We start from the raw sequence: 14,504 nt of genomic DNA, 5'->3' as shown, positions 1-14,504 counted from the left end.
GCGAGAGCCTGATCGAGTTCGGTCCGGGGCACGAACAGCGCCGCCGCGCCCTCGTTGAAGAGGGCCCGCGCTGGTTCGTCCTGCGACGGGTTGCCCGGCAACGGCAGGTTGTGCGCGGTATTGGTCCCCGCGCCGGGGAACCCGTAGCCTTTGACTGTCTCAGCGATGCCGTAGGGAAGCACGACCCCACGATCGTGCGACTCGCCGGGTGCCTGCAGGCGCGCCTCCATCACGTGGATGCCCCAGGCGATGCTGGCCGGATCACGGCCGTCCAGGGATATCGGATCAAATCCGTTAAGGCGCAGGTGCCGGTCCAGCCAGCGCTCGCCACCCTGCTGGCTGCGCTGCTCGATACGGCGGCCGTTGAGGATGATGATGGGGCTGACCAGCCCGCTGTCCTCGGCGCGCCACCAGCGCGGCGCCCAGTCGCTGCCGCGTTGCTCCTCGAAGGCGCCGTCGCTGAGGAAGGCGACCAGGCGCTCGCCCTTGAGCGGCGCGTGCACGTACTGCAGTTCCGCGAAGCCCAGGTAACCGCCTTCCAGCACGCCACCGGCGGTGTGCGCGTTGACGTGCGAACCGAGCGGCGACGCTGCGTGCCGTCCGGATTGAGGGTGTAGGCGTAGAAGTCGCTGGCGAAGCGGCTCAGCCCGGCGTCGCTGCGGTCGTAGCGCGCGGCGTGCGCGTCGGTCATGTTGCCGACCAGCAGATTGAGCGCGTCGATGGCGGCCACGCAATATCCCTGGCCCATCATCCAGGCGCGGGTCACGCCATCGAGGGCATCCATCAGCAGATAGGCCGTGTACGCCGGCACCATGTTGAGCGACCCGCCGGTGTGGCCTTCCGGGGTCGCCTTGAAGTCGTCCGCCTCCAGCGCGCCGCCATCGGTGCGCATGCGGCGAGCGTAGGTCATATGCACGACCAGCCACATCCCGGCGCTCGCGAGGCGGTCGGCGGCTGCGAGCCGGCGCCAACCCGTCGCCGCGTCGGCGAGCCGGCCCAGCACGACGCGTTCGGCCACCATTTCGCGGACCCGCACCTGGGTGAGTGCGTCGTGCCGGATCACGCCATAGCCCGCGGCCCAGTCGGCGAAGTCAGCGTCGGCCTGCCTATGCGCAGCCGCCAACTGTTCGATGCGCTGGCGGTCGGCAGGGGGAAGCTGGTCGGCAGTGCAACAAGTGAAATGCAAATTCATGGAGCCCCCTGGGTCAGACCCCGCGCCATCAGCTCGGACACCGCTACTGCCAGCGCGTCGCCCATGGGAATGGTATTGGATGCGTGCGCGATGGTGTCGGTGCTGACGATGCGCACCAGGCCCGCGGACTGTAACCGCGCATAGGCGTCGCCCGCGAACACCGGATGGATGGCGACCAGCACCGGCGCTGGCAGTCCCAGCCGCTGTAGGTGCTTGAGCGTTTCCAGGAGGGTATGGCCCGACGAAACGATGTCGTCCACCAGCACCGGCGTGCGGCCGTTCGCGGCAGTGGCATCGGGCAGGCTGACGCGTACGTCGTAGTCGCCATGCCGCTCCTTGCTGAGCACCTGGTAAGGCAGGTGGGCCTGTGCGGCGATGCCCGCCACCCATTGTTCGCTCTCACTGTCCGGCCCGATCAGCATGGCATCGGGCACCTCCCGCGCGATCCAGCCTGCCACGGCCGGCGTGGCCGAAACTTGGCGGACGGGAATCCGGTATAGCGCGTCGAGTCGCGGATACCGGTGCAGATGGGGATCGACCGTCACCAGCCAGTCGAAGGCTTCCTCAAGGAAACGCGCGAACAGCCGCGCGCTGATGGCCTCGCCACGGTGGAAGCGGGTGTCCTGGCGCATGTATCCCAGGTAGGGGGCAACCAGTCCGACCGAGCGCGCGCCGAATTCACGGGCGGTTTGCGCGGCGAAACGCAGCGGCAGGGCAAGAGAATCCGGATCGTGCAGGCTGGCGAGGAGGACGACGTCGGCGCCCTGCAGGTCGTCATCGAGCGCGACCAGCGACTCGCCATCCGGAAAGTGGCGCCAGGCCAGCGGCGCGAGGCGCGCCCGCAGCGTCGGCGCGATGGTGGCTGCCAGCGCGGCATTGGCGGGGAAGGGGATCAGTACCCGGTTCATACCGTCTCCCTGACGATGTCGAATGGGGTGGTCGACGCGGCGTATTCCAGCGCGTAGGCCAGTTCCCCGCGCGATTGTGCGTGCACGGTGAACAGCGGCTGCCCGCGCGCTACCAGGTCGCCGACGCGCCATGCAGTCTCCAGGCCGGCGGCGGCTGAGACGGGCGCACCGGCGAGCTTCGCGATGCGCGCCAGCCGGCGATTATCGATCGCGGCGATCCGGCCGTCCGCACCAGCCGCCACGTCTGCGGTGTACGGCGCGCGTGGCGGTTCGCGGAAGCCTCCCTGCGCCTCGCAGATCGCCAGGAATTTCGCCAACGCCTGGCCGGACTGCAACGTCGCGCGAGCGCGGGCTTCCCCGCTGCCCGTGATGCTGCCGGGCACGAGGTCGAGCAGCGCACCCGCGAGCGCGATGGCGCGATCGCGCAGGTCTGCCGGCGCGTCCGGCGCGTTGCGCAGCACGCGAAGCACGTCGTGTGCTTCCAGCGCCGGGCCGATTCCGACACCGACCGGCTGCGTGCCGTCGGAGCGATGCACACCCAACGACACGCCCAGCGCGCTCGCCGTGCTGACCAGGCGGGCGGTCAGGCGGGCGGCCGCGGCGTCACTGCGCACCTTGGCAGTCGGTCCGATCGGCATGTCGATCAAGACGTGGGTCGAGCCGGCGGCAACCTTCTTGGACAGCACGCTGGCGACCAGTTGGCCGTCGCTGTCGAAATCCAACGGACGCTCGACCCGGATCAGGATGTCGTCGGCAGGACTCAGGCGCACGTTGCCACCCCAGACGATGCAACCGCCTTCCTGCTCGACCACCCGGCGCATGGCCGGCAGGTCGAGGGCGACCGGCGCCATCACTTCCATGGTGTCCGCGGTGCCCGCAGGGGAAGTGATCGCGCGCGAAGACGTCTTCGGGATGCGGTAGCCCAGCGCGGCGATGATCGCCACCACGATGGGTGTCGTGCGGTTGCCCGGCAAGCCACCGACGCAGTGCTTGTCCAGCACCAGGCCGCCGCCCCAGTCGAGCCGCTGACCGACCGCGACCATTGCCCGCGTCAGCGAGGTGCTTTCGTCCGGATCGAGGCGCTCGCCCGCACAAGCCGTGACGAACGCTGCCAGTTCCAGGTCGGACAGGCGGCTTGCGACCGTGTCCTCCATCAGCGCCAGGAACTGTGCATCATCCAGCCGTGCGTCAAATACCTTGGCCCGCAGTGCGCCAGCCGAGGCCGCCGGTTCCGGGTGGCGGAAGCTGGCCAGCGCGCCGGGAGCGGGGGCCAGGACCTGCCAGGCGGCCTCCGACAGGGCCACTTCGTCGACGGTGACCAGGTCGCCGACCACGACGTTCAGGGTCGCGATCAGCGTGCGCCCCCCGATATCCATCTGCACGCGGGTCACCGCCGCGAAGCCTTCGGAGCGGCAGACCTCGCAGTCCCTGTGCATGTACACCACCGGCTGCTGGTAGGTGTCGATGCCGGCACGGATCACGCGCAGGCGAGCAGGGGAGGATGCGTCCATGTCAGTTCGCGCCCTCCAGCGAAACGCGCTCCATGTGTTCCGGTGCGCGCGCATGCCACCCAAGCTCGTGCTCGATGCGCGCGCGAAGGGTGTCGGAGGCATCCGGTTCGCCATGGGTAACGTAGACCATCTCCGGAGCGGATGGCGTGGTCCGCATCCACGCCAGCAGTTCGTTCGCGTCGGCGTGCCCGGAGAACCCGGCCAGCGGTATGACTTCGGCGCGGATCGGCACTTCCCGGCCAAACATGCGCAAGGTGTGCGCACCGCCAGCGAGCGCCGCGCCGCGGGTGCCGCCGGCCTGGTAGCCGGAGAGCACGATCGCGTTGCGATCGTCGGGACCGAACGCTTCGATGTGGTGCAACACGCGCCCACCGGTGGCCATGCCGCTGGCGGAGATGATGATCATCGGCTCGCGCCGGCGGTTGAGCGCTTTCGACTCCTCGACGCTGTTGACGAACGTGGCGATCTCGTACATGCGGCGGCAGTCCTCGTCGGATACGTGGTGCTCGGCGTGGTGCTCGTGGTAAAGGCGCGTTGCATCCACCGCCATGGGGCTGTTGAGGAAGACGGGGACCGGAGGGATCTCGTTTCGTTGCCGCAACCGCGCCAGGTGCAACATCAGCGCCTGGGCGCGACCCACCGCGAAGGCCGGGATCACGATCACCCCGCCGCGTGCGGCGACCCGCCGCACGATGGGCGCGAGTTCCGCCTCCTGGTCGATCGGGACATGCGCGCGGTTGCCGTAGGTGGACTCGCAGACCAGTACGTCGCAGGCAGGCAGCGGCGTAGGCGGATTCATCAGCGACTCGTGCTGCCGGCCGAGGTCGCCGCTGAAGTGCAGGCGCCGGCCGTGCACGTCGAGGCTGACATGGGCGGCGCCGAGGATGTGCCCCGCGGGGTAGAAGCGCGCCCGGATGCCAGCTACGACCTCCACGTCCCGCTCGTAGTCGTGGCCGTGCAGCTGCCGCAGACTGCGCTCCGCGTCCTCCTTCGTGTAGAGCGGCAGCGGCTTGGCGTGCTTCGAGTAGCCCTTGCGTGCCGCGTATTTCGCCTCCTCCTCCAGCAGGTGCCCGCTGTCCGGCAGGAGCAGGCCGCACAGCGCGACGCTGCCTGTGGTGCAATGGATCGTGCCGCGGAATCCCTGTCTGACCAGCGCCGGCAGATAGCCGGAATGATCCAGGTGGGCGTGGGTGAGCACGACTGCATCGATCGAGTCCGGCGCGACCGGGAACGGCGCCCAGTTGCGCTCGCGCAGCTGCTTGTACCCCTGAAACAGCCCGCAGTCGACCAGCACGCGATGGCCGCCGGCTTCGATCAGGTAACGCGAGCCGGTGACCGTGCCGGCGGCGCCGAGGAACTGCAAGGTGGAATCGGTAGCGTTGTTCATATCGCTCCAGGAAAGGTGCAGGGCAGGCGGTCTGGATCAGGTCGCTGCCTTTTGGGATGGGGAGGTGTCGCCCGAGCGTGGCGCCAGGCGGACGCGGCGCAGCATCAATGCGTTGACCGCGACGATCACCGAGCTGCCGGACATCGACAGCGCCGCGATCTCCGGCGACAGCGTGAACGGGTAGAGCACGCCGGCCGCGAGCGGGAAGGCGACCACGTTGTAGCCGACCGCCCAGGCCAGGTTCTGGTGCATCTTGCGCAAGGTCGCGCGGGCAATGGTGACCGCGCGAACTACATCGTAAGGGTCGCTGCGCATCAGCACGATGTCGGCACTTTCGATCGCCACGTCGGTGCCGGCGCCGATGGCGAAACCGACCTCAGCCTGGGTCAGCGCAGGGGCGTCGTTCACCCCATCGCCCACCATGCCGACCTTCTGGCCCTGCGCCTGCAGCTTTCTCACCTCGTCGGCCTTGCCTGCGGGCAGCACGTCGGCGAGCACGATATCGATGCCAAGGTCGCGGGCCACGCGCTCGGCGGTGGGCCGATTGTCGCCGGTGATCATCGCGACCTTGACGTTGCGCCGATGCAGCTCCTCGATGGCTGCGCGCGAACTCTCGCGGATCGCATCGGCGATCGCGATGAGACCGGCGAGCTGGCCATCGACGCCGACGAAGATCACCGTTCGGCCGGCGCCGGTGAGTCGTGCCGCGTCCGCCTCCAGTCCACCCAGGTCCACGCCGTGTTCGGCCATCAGCAGGCGGTTGCCGAGCAGCACCTGCGCCCCGTCGACCACGCCGGTGGCGCCCTGGCCGTCGATGTTGGTGAATGCCGTCGCGCGCGTCGGCACCGCGCCCGCACGTTTCAGGATGGCCTGGGCAAGCGGGTGCTCGGAATGCACCTCGACCGCCGCGGCGGCGGCAAGCAGGCGTTCGGGTGTCCAGCCAGGGGCCGTCGCCAGGTCGACCACCTCCGGCTGGCCGACGGTGAGCGTACCGGTCTTGTCGAAGATCACCACGTCCAGCCGCGCGCTCAGCTCGATCGCTTCGGCATGCTTGAACAGGATGCCGTGACGCGCACCCAGGCCGGTGCCGATCATGATCGCCATCGGCGTCGCCAGCCCGAGGGCGTCGGGGCAGGCGATGACGAAGACCGTGATGGTCAGCGTGAGCGCGAACAGCAAGGACTGGTCCAGCCACCAGTACCACACGACGAAAGTCGCTACACCGATCACGATCGCCGCCAGCACCAGCCACTGCGAGGCCCGATCGGCGAGCAACTGCGCAGGAGCCTTGGAGTTCTGCGCGTCCTGCACCAGCTTGATGATCTGCGCCAGCGCCGTGTCGCCGCCAACCTTGGTGGCGGTGTAGGCGAAGGCGCCACTCTTGTTGATCGAACCGCCGACCACCGTGGCACCCGGGTCCTTGCGAACCGGCATCGACTCGCCGGTCAGCATGGACTCGTCAACTTGCGAACTACCCTCAAGTACCGTCCCATCCACCGGCACTTTGGCCCCGGGACGGACGACCACTACGTCGCCGGCCCGGACCTCGGCGGTGGCCACCTCGAGATCCTGTCCGTCGCGCCGCACGATCGCACGGGGCGGAGACAATTTGAGCAGCGCCCTCATCGCATCCGAGGCACCGGCCCGGGCCCGCATCTCCAGCCAATGGCCCAGCAGGATGAAAGTCAGCAGGACCGCGGAAGCCTCGTAGAAGTTCGGGCCTTCGAAGAAGAAGGTCGACGCAATGCTGAACCCGTAGCCCGTGCCTACGCTGAGCAGCACCAGTACGGACATGTCGAGCACGCCATGGCGCAACGAGCGGATTGCCGCGGTGAAGAACGGCCAGCCTGGATACAGCACCGCACCCGAGGCGAGCAGGAACAGCCAGACGTTTTTATCGAGGCCGAAAGGCACCGGCAGCGGTTGCATCAACCCCATCGGCGACCACAGGAATACCGGGATCGCGAACGCCAATGCGACCAGGAAACGGCGGCGCATGTCCCGTGCCGCCGCGTGCAGGTCACCGCCGTGGTGCATGCCGGCATGGGCGTCGCCTGCATCCGCGGCGTGATCGGCATGCGAGCCCGCGGCTGGCTGCTCCCGGCCCGTCTCGTCCGCGTGCGCGTGGTGGTGCGCATGCGCGTGGCCGTCATGCGCATGCGCAACGTCACGGTGACCGTTCGTGGCGCACTCGAAGCCACAGCGCCGGATCGCCTCGGCAATTCGGCTGGCATCTACCTGCGCCGGGTCGTAGTCGACCTTCAACCGTGATGCGGCGAAGCTGGCATCGGCCGCACGCACACCCGGCAGCTGGGCAATCGTCTGCTCCAGCGTGCGGGCGCAGCCAGCACTCACCATTCCGCCGATGGGCCAGGCGTGACTGCGGCTGGAGGGCGCGTGGGCATCCATAGTGTGGGTGCTCGCTTCGACGGGACCAACAAGCGCATGCAAATCACCAGCGCTTCCGCGTTGCCCGGGGTCTTGACCGGTCATGACAATCTCCTTCAGTGCGGGGGATGCTACGTCTGTGTGGCGTGCGAGCGGAGGGGAAGGAAATCGGGCACGTCCAGCATATACGCGGCGTACCTCGGGCCGAAGCGAGCGAAGCTGTCACGCTCCTCCCGACGTGCGAGACGCACGTAGGCGACGAGCATCATCGGGTACAGCACCAAGGTGATGGGGGCGACGAGGAACCACAGGCCGCAGCCATGGGACGGCGCATGCGGCATGTCAGTGCTCCGGTGGCTGGTGGTCGTGCCGAGCCGGTTGCGAATCGGGCGTCGGACCCGGTGGCATACCGTGTTGCGTGTCCCGATGTGCGCCGTGTGCTCCATGCCCATGCCCCCTGTGCATGAAAACGTGCATCAGCAGGCATAACAGAAGCAGGCCAAGCGGTAGCCAGCCGGTAAAGCCAGTACCACGTGCGTGGTAATCGCTCAGCAGATAGTAGGTGGCGATCGCCGCGAAGATCCACCAGACCCAACGTCCCCGGATGGCCGACGGCCCGGGAGCAGGGGTATGAGATGCTTTCATGAGCGCCTCCTATGACAGCGTTTGATCCGCAGGCTCGCCGTGCCCGGCGGAAGGAGTGGTCACTCGGGCTGACGTCAGGCGATGACGGTTGCGCATCGCACTGTGCTGGCGGCTTTCCGACTCCACGATGCCACGGTAAGCCGCTGCGCCGCATACGCATTTGACTATGGTCAAAAAGGATTCAGGCCCTCAGACATGCGCTGTTCTGCCGCGGCGTCAGGGAGATACTGGTAGTAACGACGCGAGCAAGCGTATCGATGAGCATGCGCGTGCCGACTAGCTGCTTTCTGCAGGAACCCAGGGGAAAACTTGCTCGACTTGTTGTTCATGGCCCCAACTTCTCGAAAGTTGGAGCCCCCTCAAATCCCAAGGGACGTTCGGGGAATGGTGCGACCAAGTGCGGTAGTAGACAGGACCGAGCAGGGCCGACGTCCGAGCCTCGGCTCGTCCCAAGGCGACGGTGCAGATGATTGACCGCCATGTCTGGCGTATGTCTTGGTTTTTGACGAAAGACAGGAAGAAGACAGGAAGGACGTGACGCGCCGGCCGAGTCGATACCACACTACCTTTAATTTTACATAATATACACATGCCCCGGATTATGCGGAGCTGAAACTGTCCCGGCGTGAGCCGGTGCAATGCCTACGGTCAAAGCAATCATTGCGGCGATTTGAGCGAGTCGAAGCCAGACCTTGCGGGCTGCGGGCGATGCCCGGTCCGCATTGATTGCCACGAACCAGCGTTCTGCTGGCTCTTTGATCGCGTTCGCCATCGCGATGACGTGATCCTCTGACGGCCACGACATGCCCTTTCGCCATTGGTGAACACCCTGCCGCGTCATGCGCAGCGATTCCGCTAAGGCGCTGTCTGACGTGATGGAGCATGCTTCGCGGTATTTGTCAAGTAAATTATTTACAGCCGACATGTCGCATTCCTCTTGACGGGGTGTCGCAATCTACTTTACGTTGCCGCCTGTCGCAATTCACTTGACAGGGGCGAATCATGCAGATCAACGAATCCGACCGGCAAGCCATCATCGAGTGTGCCGAACACTGCGAGGCCGCGATGGAGCTTGAGGCGTCTTACCGCGATGCCGGTTTCTTAGAACTCGCGGCGTTTTCCGCTGAGAACGCCGAGGCCCAATCGGCTTATGCCTTCGCGATTGCGACGTGGTGACGGCATGATCGCCCTCGCCATCCTCTACGCCGTCGCCGCCGCGCTTGCCGTGCGCGCCCTTGACCGCCGCATGCGGGCCGCCCAGCGCCGCCGCGAGGCGGTCCATTTCCAGCGCTCGACGGGTTTGCTGCTTTGAGCGCGCTTCAGGCGGAGTGCGCAGCGGTGCTTGCCGCTATCGCATGCCTTGATGCCGGGGACTGGCGCAAGGCTGCTGTCTGGCTTCGGCTCGCTGACGAAGCGAATGAGGCGCAGGCATGAGCCGGCGCAGCGCGCCGGCCCTCCCGTTGGCTAACAGGGGAGGTACTAACCTGAACGACGCGAATAGCTGGGTGCCCGCGATCCCTGATTTTCTGCGCTTCACGATTCAGCAGGCGTATATCGGTCTTGATCAGGAGTTCCGCCAGCAGCTTGATGCCGTGGAGTTCATCCGGGCGCTTGCGCCGGAGTCGGGCATCTCCGTGGAGACCGACCGCAAGGGCGGACGCCGGGGCTACACGCACCACTTTCAGCTCCTCACACCCTCGGGCGAGTCCTGCGGTGATATTAGTTTCGGCGGTGACCGCCAGATGGGGACGGTCTCTGTCGAGCTGACGGGCGCAGGCTGCGCCCGCGTTGCAGCGTCGCGCCCCTTCGCGGAAGCGTGGGGGCACGTGCGCTGTCTGCTGGAGACCGTCGGGGCCAAGATCACCCGGCTGGATATCGCCCACGACGACTATGCCGGCGTTCATGATCTGGCGCTCGCCGTCTCGATGTATGAGGCCGGCGATTTCGACGGCGCTCACGTGCGGCCAGCAATGAAGCCGAACGGGTGGAACGACGGTAGCGGCAAGACCATCGAAATCGGCAAGCCTACGGGCAGCCGCCAGCTTGTCGTCTACGAAAAGGGCAGGGAACAGGGCTTCCGTGACGGTGACGCCGGCGTTGAGTGGGTTCGCTGGGAAGCCCGGTTTTTCAACCGTGATCGACCCGTCCCTCTGGAAGCGCTCGATGCACCGTGGGAGTTCATGGTCGGCCAGTACCCGGCTCTCAGCTGGATCAGCGCGTGCATGTCCGTGATCCGCGTTGCCGTGAAGCGCACGCAAGCCAACCTCGCCAGCGCCATCCGCCACTGCAAGCGCCAGTACGGCGCGCTTCTCGGCCTGATTTCTCGTAACCAAATCGATGACGAAATGATCGGGCGGTTTATCCGCCTGAAGCTGGCGCGGGCTTCTATGCCGGGCTGGCTCAACGCAAACCCGCTAGGGCGGGTGTCACTCGGGCGCGCATTCGCTAGCCCGCAATTAGCAGTCTAGACGTCCACAAGGAGACGCTTCCATGAACGATAACCACAACATCCTGCGCGCCTACAACGAAGTGAAGCGCGCCAACGGCAAGAAAGACCCTTCCAAGGTTCACGGTTTTCAGACCTGCGGCATCGTCAAGGGTGAGGGTCGGGTTGAGGAGTTCCAGCAGTATTTCGACCCGGACAAGTCGCCGTACTTCCTTGCTCCGGGCGACTACACCGTGGTGGCAACCGGCCTGTATCTCGACCGTGACGGCCGCTTGCAGATCGGCCGCGAGTTCGTGCCGCTTAAAGCTTCCAAGGCGGCGTAATGCGTCCGCGCTGGATCGCGTACGCGTTCCTTGCTCTCGCTTTCGTGCGGTTCGGCTGTTGGCTTTTCCGCATTCGCTTCTAACCCGCTGTCCCGCTTTTGGACACCGGGGGGTGCAGGGGGAACCGATGTTTCCCCTGCGATCTTGACCTTCTGCTGTGAGGCCGTCCCGTGTTCGTTCCGCTCGTTCAAGGCTGCGATTCTGCCGACGTGGATGCGACCACGGGCGTCTGCGCGCATCCGTACTGGGTGGCGCAACAGGGCTTGTTTCCCGACTTAGATGCCACTGCCGGCATCGCCATATCCGTTGCGATTCTGACCTGCTGGGCAACGGCGTATGTCTTTCGTTCTCTCCGGCGGGTCGGAGACTGACGCCATGAACAAGTTCTTCAAGGGCAAGCGTGCCCAGCTCACCACTGCCGGCCTGCTGGGGCTGGCTGCTGTCACGAGTGCTAGTGCTGCCGTCGATACCACGGCCATCGTCGCCGTCATCACGGACGCGGCAACCGCTGCGGCGGCGATCGGTGTCGCGGTGCTGTCGATGCACTACGGCATCAAGCTCTACAAGTGGATCAAGGGTGCGGGCTGATCCAGGCGAGGCGGGCGCGGGGGGCAACCTCCGCGCCTCTTTTTTTCCAGGGCGAGAAGCGGACATGGAAATAGCAGGTTACTTCGTGTTGATCGCGCTGCTCGGTGCGGGCTGGATCGTGTTCGGCCGGAGTGATGATTGATGTGCGTTCTTCGCTGCGCGTGTGTTGTCTTTCTCTTTGCGCTGTGCCTCGGCTTGCTGCCGGCTATCTGGCTGTCGCTGTCGTGATGCTCCGATGGCTCCTCGTCGTCGTGTTGCTTTCGGTCGCCCGGCTCTCGTTTGCGCAGGGGTCGGGTTGTCCGGGGTATGACGCTGGCGTGCAGTGGTGTGCGGATCAGCGGGCGCAGATTGGCACGTCGTATCAGTCGGGCTCGTGTTCGAATCCCTGGACCACGCATTTTGTTTGGAGCTATGTCGGTATGAATGGGTCGCAGAGTGCGTTTGTGATGGATGGTGCCGCATGTCCTGCTGGCTGGACGCCTCCGCCGTCGAATCCCTGTTCCAGCATCGCGCCCGCGAATGTGTACCTGACCGGCAAGATTCTCACCGGCTATTCGATCCCGGAGAATGCGACCGATCCCATGACCGGGGGCACGGTGCAGTGCGCGATGAGCGTCACGCCCATCGGGGTTCCGACGATGCGCAGCGATGGTACGTGGGAGACGTACGGTAGCGTTGCACCTTCGGGTAATCTCGCCAGTGGTTCGGGATGGACGGACGGCAACGGCGCGGCGGTGAATCCTCAGCCGCCGATTCCGACCTTGCCGGCGACCAACGTCACGGCCCCGCCTTCGGTGTGTTCCGGCAGCAGTTGCTACAACGCCGGGACTAACCAGTATTGCGGCAGTGCAGGCGGTCAGCAGTATTGCGTCAGCGGTGCGACGGCGACGTCCTCCACGGGTGGCTGTACGGCCAGCGGCAGCGCTGCCGTGTGTGCAGGGCAGGCTGTCATTCCTCCGCCGCCTTCGGCGATCATTCCCGACCCGTCGACGCAGATTCAGGGGTCGGATAAGTACACGCAGGCTAGTCCGACCACGGGCGCCGCGATGGTGGTCACGGTTAACGCCTACGGGCTTCCTGGGACGAAGGTTACCAGCGGCCAGCAATCCGGCGACGCTGGTCCGGCGTCGGCTACCAGCAGTGGCGGCAGCACGAACGGCACCTTTGGCGGGGGGCAGGACTGTCAGACGCCGCCAGTGTGCAGCGGCGACATGGTGATGTGTGGCGCAGCGCGCACGCAGTGGGCGACGACCTGCCAAGTCCACAAGGATCTTGCCGGTACGACGGCGCCGCCGTCGCTGACGGACGGCGCGCACACCGCTGCCGACGTGTGGAGCGATGGCACGTCTACCGGCAACAGCACAGCGGACGCGGCCAACGCCGGCAACTATGACCTGTCGGGCATGGGCTTCGCGACTGCCTGCCCGTTGCACGACATGCAGGTGCCGTTGCCGGGAGGCCGCTCCTTCGCGATCAAGTTCTCGGCGGGCTGCGAGGTCGGCGGCTGGCTCAAGGCAATCATCATTGCGTTCGCGCTCTTCGCGGCGGCGCGCATTACTGCGGGAGGGGTCGGCTAATGCCTGTCATCGTGGCTTGGATCGGAAGCATGCTGCTTTCGACAATTGGGGAAATGGCGATCCGTGCCTTGATCGGTGCCGGGGTCGGTCTGGCGACGCATCAGCTGGTGATTGCGCCGGTGCGTGATGCGATCTCGGCGCGTCTGGGCGCTGCTGGTGCGATGGCGGATTACGTCGGTTTTCTCGGCATCGACGTTGCCATAACCATCGTCTTGAGCGCGTGGATAGGCCGCGTGGCGGTCGGTGCGTCAAAGGCCTTCTTTACCAAGCGGGCGGCGCACTGACATGCCTGTGAAGCTTTACAGCGGCCTTCCGGGCGCCGGCAAGACTGCGCAGATGGTCGCGGAGATCGTGCGTTACCAAGACGAACAGCCCGACCGCCCGCGTTTTCACATGGGCGTGCGCGGCTTGCTGCCGGGTCTGGCTACCGAACTCACCATGCAGCAGCTCGAACGCTGGTGGGAAGCGTTGCCTACGGACTCGGTGATCTTCATTGACGAAGCGCAGGAGGATCACTTGATGCCGCTGGATCGCGGCCAGCCGAAAGAGTGGGTGAAGCGCATCCGCAAGGTGCGGCACGAGGGCATGGACTTCGTGCTGACGGTGCAGCATCCCGCCGACCTGTCGCCGTCGGTGCGGCGGCTGGTCGATCAGCACGTGCACACGGTGCGCAAGTTCAATACGAAGGTGACCATGAAATACACGTGGGGCCGGTGCATCGAGAAGCCCGAGAACGAGCGCGCGCAGAAAGCGGGCGTGGAGTCCATCGGCACGCTGCCGGCGCATATCTTCGACCTGTACCAGTCCAGCAACAGCCACAACATGAAAGTCCGCATTCCGCGCAAGGTCTATTACTTCGCTGCGTTGTGCGTTCTCGCGGTGGTCGCGGTGGTCGCGGTGCCTTTCGTCGTGCGCCATGCGCAAGCAAAGAACGTCGAAATGATTAACGGCAAAGCTGCCGACGATCAGCCAGGGCAGAAAGCGGACGCGGGCCGCAAGTCCGCCGACGACGACATGCGTCATCGCGATTTCGCGGCGTGGATGCGTCCGCGTGTTGAGGGTCTGCCGTGGTCTGCGCCGATGTTCGACAATCTGCAAGTGCAGGCGCAGCCTCGGTTGTTCTGCGTGGCGGTCGAGGATGGCCGCTGTAGCTGCATGACCGAGCAGGGCACGCGCTACGCTGTGCCGCTGGACCGCTGCCGCTCAATGGTCGCTGATGGTGTTTACAACCCATTCGCTGGTGAGGATCACAAGCGGCAAGAGGAGACGACGGGCCGGGCGGCGTCGGTACAGCCGCAGGCGCCGCCGACGCCCGGCCCGTCGCCGACCTTGGCCGGCATCGAGACGGGCCGCGAGCGCGATACGGCGGTCCCGTACACTCCGCCTACCTTCGGCCGTTGGAATCCTGACCCTTTCGGCGGCGTTTCCAAGCACAAATAAGCAGACTTGTCAAGTACGCATTAATCATGCCATTCAGTAATCGTTCAGTTTAAGGTTATGATTCATTCATACCGTACCTAATTCGCGTGTCAAGCCCAT

16 protein-coding genes are annotated in these 14,504 nt (G+C 65.8%); 8 read left to right on the top strand and 8 right to left on the bottom strand.

Annotated features, from left to right (window positions below):
* Positions 1 to 229: 229 nt before the first annotated feature.
* The 8 genes from LRK53_RS11085 to LRK53_RS11055 all read right to left on the bottom strand — a co-directional run bounded on the left by LRK53_RS11085 (position 230) and on the right by LRK53_RS11055 (position 8,956).
* A complete protein-coding gene (locus LRK53_RS11085) occupies positions 230 to 1,192 on the bottom strand; it encodes a hypothetical protein (RefSeq protein ID WP_235642068.1) in 963 nt (320 codons plus the stop codon).
* Complete coding sequence (locus LRK53_RS11080) at positions 1,189 to 2,100, bottom strand: ribose-phosphate diphosphokinase (protein WP_027492538.1); 912 nt, start codon at positions 2,098 to 2,100, stop codon at positions 1,189 to 1,191. Before LRK53_RS11080 ends, LRK53_RS11085 begins: the two co-directional genes overlap by 4 nt.
* Positions 2,097 to 3,611 carry a thymidine phosphorylase family protein gene (locus LRK53_RS11075; RefSeq protein ID WP_235642067.1) on the bottom strand — a complete coding sequence of 505 codons (1,515 nt, stop codon included), beginning with the start codon at positions 3,609 to 3,611 and terminating at the stop codon, positions 2,097 to 2,099. The genes LRK53_RS11080 and LRK53_RS11075 overlap by 4 nt, the downstream gene beginning before the upstream one ends.
* A gap of 1 nt (position 3,612) precedes the next feature.
* Positions 3,613 to 4,998 (bottom strand): MBL fold metallo-hydrolase RNA specificity domain-containing protein, encoded by a 1,386-nt coding sequence (locus LRK53_RS11070; RefSeq protein WP_235642066.1) that lies wholly within the window; start codon positions 4,996 to 4,998, stop codon positions 3,613 to 3,615.
* Positions 4,999 to 5,034: 36 nt separating this feature from the next.
* Positions 5,035 to 7,491: a heavy metal translocating P-type ATPase gene (locus LRK53_RS11065; RefSeq protein ID WP_235642065.1), complete on the bottom strand. Its 2,457-nt coding sequence runs from the start codon at positions 7,489 to 7,491 to the stop codon at positions 5,035 to 5,037.
* A 26-nt stretch (positions 7,492 to 7,517) separates the two neighbouring features.
* Positions 7,518 to 7,727 (bottom strand): hypothetical protein, encoded by a 210-nt coding sequence (locus tag LRK53_RS11060; RefSeq protein ID WP_081666596.1) that lies wholly within the window; start codon positions 7,725 to 7,727, stop codon positions 7,518 to 7,520.
* A 1-nt stretch (position 7,728) separates the two neighbouring features.
* Positions 7,729 to 8,031 carry a DUF2933 domain-containing protein gene (locus LRK53_RS19235; RefSeq protein ID WP_081666597.1) on the bottom strand — a complete coding sequence of 101 codons (303 nt, stop codon included), beginning with the start codon at positions 8,029 to 8,031 and terminating at the stop codon, positions 7,729 to 7,731.
* A gap of 574 nt (positions 8,032 to 8,605) precedes the next feature.
* Positions 8,606 to 8,956 carry a helix-turn-helix domain-containing protein gene (locus LRK53_RS11055; protein ID WP_185754625.1) on the bottom strand — a complete coding sequence of 117 codons (351 nt, stop codon included), beginning with the start codon at positions 8,954 to 8,956 and terminating at the stop codon, positions 8,606 to 8,608.
* 77 nt (positions 8,957 to 9,033) lie between these two features.
* Here LRK53_RS11055 and LRK53_RS11050 point away from each other — a divergent pair, with 77 nt between their 5' ends.
* The 8 genes from LRK53_RS11050 (at position 9,034) to LRK53_RS11020 (ending at position 14,405) form a co-directional block, all read left to right on the top strand.
* Complete coding sequence (locus LRK53_RS11050) at positions 9,034 to 9,207, top strand: hypothetical protein (protein WP_185754626.1); 174 nt, start codon at positions 9,034 to 9,036, stop codon at positions 9,205 to 9,207.
* 4 nt (positions 9,208 to 9,211) lie between these two features.
* A complete protein-coding gene (locus LRK53_RS19230) occupies positions 9,212 to 9,343 on the top strand; it encodes a hypothetical protein (protein ID WP_255324853.1) in 132 nt (43 codons plus the stop codon).
* 118 nt (positions 9,344 to 9,461) lie between these two features.
* Complete coding sequence (locus LRK53_RS11045) at positions 9,462 to 10,499, top strand: replication initiation factor domain-containing protein (RefSeq protein ID WP_027492541.1); 1,038 nt, start codon at positions 9,462 to 9,464, stop codon at positions 10,497 to 10,499.
* 22 nt (positions 10,500 to 10,521) lie between these two features.
* Positions 10,522 to 10,800 carry a hypothetical protein gene (locus LRK53_RS11040; protein ID WP_027492542.1) on the top strand — a complete coding sequence of 93 codons (279 nt, stop codon included), beginning with the start codon at positions 10,522 to 10,524 and terminating at the stop codon, positions 10,798 to 10,800.
* Positions 10,801 to 11,175: 375 nt separating this feature from the next.
* A complete protein-coding gene (locus tag LRK53_RS11035; RefSeq protein WP_037089525.1) occupies positions 11,176 to 11,388 on the top strand; it encodes a major capsid protein in 213 nt (70 codons plus the stop codon).
* A 134-nt stretch (positions 11,389 to 11,522) separates the two neighbouring features.
* Positions 11,523 to 12,965, top strand: a complete 1,443-nt coding sequence (locus tag LRK53_RS11030; RefSeq protein WP_185754627.1) for a virulence factor TspB C-terminal domain-related protein — start codon at positions 11,523 to 11,525, stop codon at positions 12,963 to 12,965.
* Positions 12,966 to 12,994: 29 nt separating this feature from the next.
* Positions 12,995 to 13,249: a hypothetical protein gene (locus LRK53_RS11025; protein WP_185754628.1), complete on the top strand. Its 255-nt coding sequence runs from the start codon at positions 12,995 to 12,997 to the stop codon at positions 13,247 to 13,249.
* Between the two features lies 1 nt (position 13,250).
* The gene (locus LRK53_RS11020; protein ID WP_081666599.1) at positions 13,251 to 14,405 is read left to right on the top strand and encodes a zonular occludens toxin domain-containing protein; all 1,155 of its coding nucleotides are present in this window, start codon (positions 13,251 to 13,253) and stop codon (positions 14,403 to 14,405) included.
* Positions 14,406 to 14,504: the final 99 nt, after the last annotated feature.

Source organism: Rhodanobacter thiooxydans (assembly GCF_021545845.1).
GTDB lineage: Bacteria > Pseudomonadota > Gammaproteobacteria > Xanthomonadales > Rhodanobacteraceae > Rhodanobacter.
This window is presented reverse-complemented; position numbering and strand designations above follow the sequence as displayed.

Excerpts from the sequence above, each read along its gene's own strand:
- LRK53_RS11060 (WP_081666596.1), bottom strand. The coding sequence starts at position 7,727 with ATGCCGCATGCGCCGTCCCATGGCTGCGGCCTGTGGTTCCTCGTCGCC.
- LRK53_RS11050 (WP_185754626.1), top strand. The coding sequence starts at position 9,034 with ATGCAGATCAACGAATCCGACCGGCAAGCCATCATCGAGTGTGCCGAA.
- LRK53_RS11055 (WP_185754625.1), bottom strand. The coding sequence starts at position 8,956 with ATGTCGGCTGTAAATAATTTACTTGACAAATACCGCGAAGCATGCTCC.
- LRK53_RS11020 (WP_081666599.1), top strand. The coding sequence starts at position 13,251 with ATGCCTGTGAAGCTTTACAGCGGCCTTCCGGGCGCCGGCAAGACTGCG.
- LRK53_RS11045 (WP_027492541.1), top strand. The coding sequence starts at position 9,462 with ATGAGCCGGCGCAGCGCGCCGGCCCTCCCGTTGGCTAACAGGGGAGGT.
- LRK53_RS11075 (WP_235642067.1), bottom strand. The coding sequence starts at position 3,611 with ATGGACGCATCCTCCCCTGCTCGCCTGCGCGTGATCCGTGCCGGCATC.
- LRK53_RS11030 (WP_185754627.1), top strand. The coding sequence starts at position 11,523 with ATGATTGATGTGCGTTCTTCGCTGCGCGTGTGTTGTCTTTCTCTTTGC.
- LRK53_RS19235 (WP_081666597.1), bottom strand. The coding sequence starts at position 8,031 with ATGAAAGCATCTCATACCCCTGCTCCCGGGCCGTCGGCCATCCGGGGA.
- LRK53_RS11025 (WP_185754628.1), top strand. The coding sequence starts at position 12,995 with ATGCTGCTTTCGACAATTGGGGAAATGGCGATCCGTGCCTTGATCGGT.
- LRK53_RS11070 (WP_235642066.1), bottom strand. The coding sequence starts at position 4,998 with ATGAACAACGCTACCGATTCCACCTTGCAGTTCCTCGGCGCCGCCGGC.
- LRK53_RS11080 (WP_027492538.1), bottom strand. The coding sequence starts at position 2,100 with ATGAACCGGGTACTGATCCCCTTCCCCGCCAATGCCGCGCTGGCAGCC.
- LRK53_RS11040 (WP_027492542.1), top strand. The coding sequence starts at position 10,522 with ATGAACGATAACCACAACATCCTGCGCGCCTACAACGAAGTGAAGCGC.
- LRK53_RS19230 (WP_255324853.1), top strand. The coding sequence starts at position 9,212 with ATGATCGCCCTCGCCATCCTCTACGCCGTCGCCGCCGCGCTTGCCGTG.
- LRK53_RS11085 (WP_235642068.1), bottom strand. The coding sequence starts at position 1,192 with ATGAATTTGCATTTCACTTGTTGCACTGCCGACCAGCTTCCCCCTGCC.
- LRK53_RS11065 (WP_235642065.1), bottom strand. The coding sequence starts at position 7,491 with ATGACCGGTCAAGACCCCGGGCAACGCGGAAGCGCTGGTGATTTGCAT.
- LRK53_RS11035 (WP_037089525.1), top strand. The coding sequence starts at position 11,176 with ATGAACAAGTTCTTCAAGGGCAAGCGTGCCCAGCTCACCACTGCCGGC.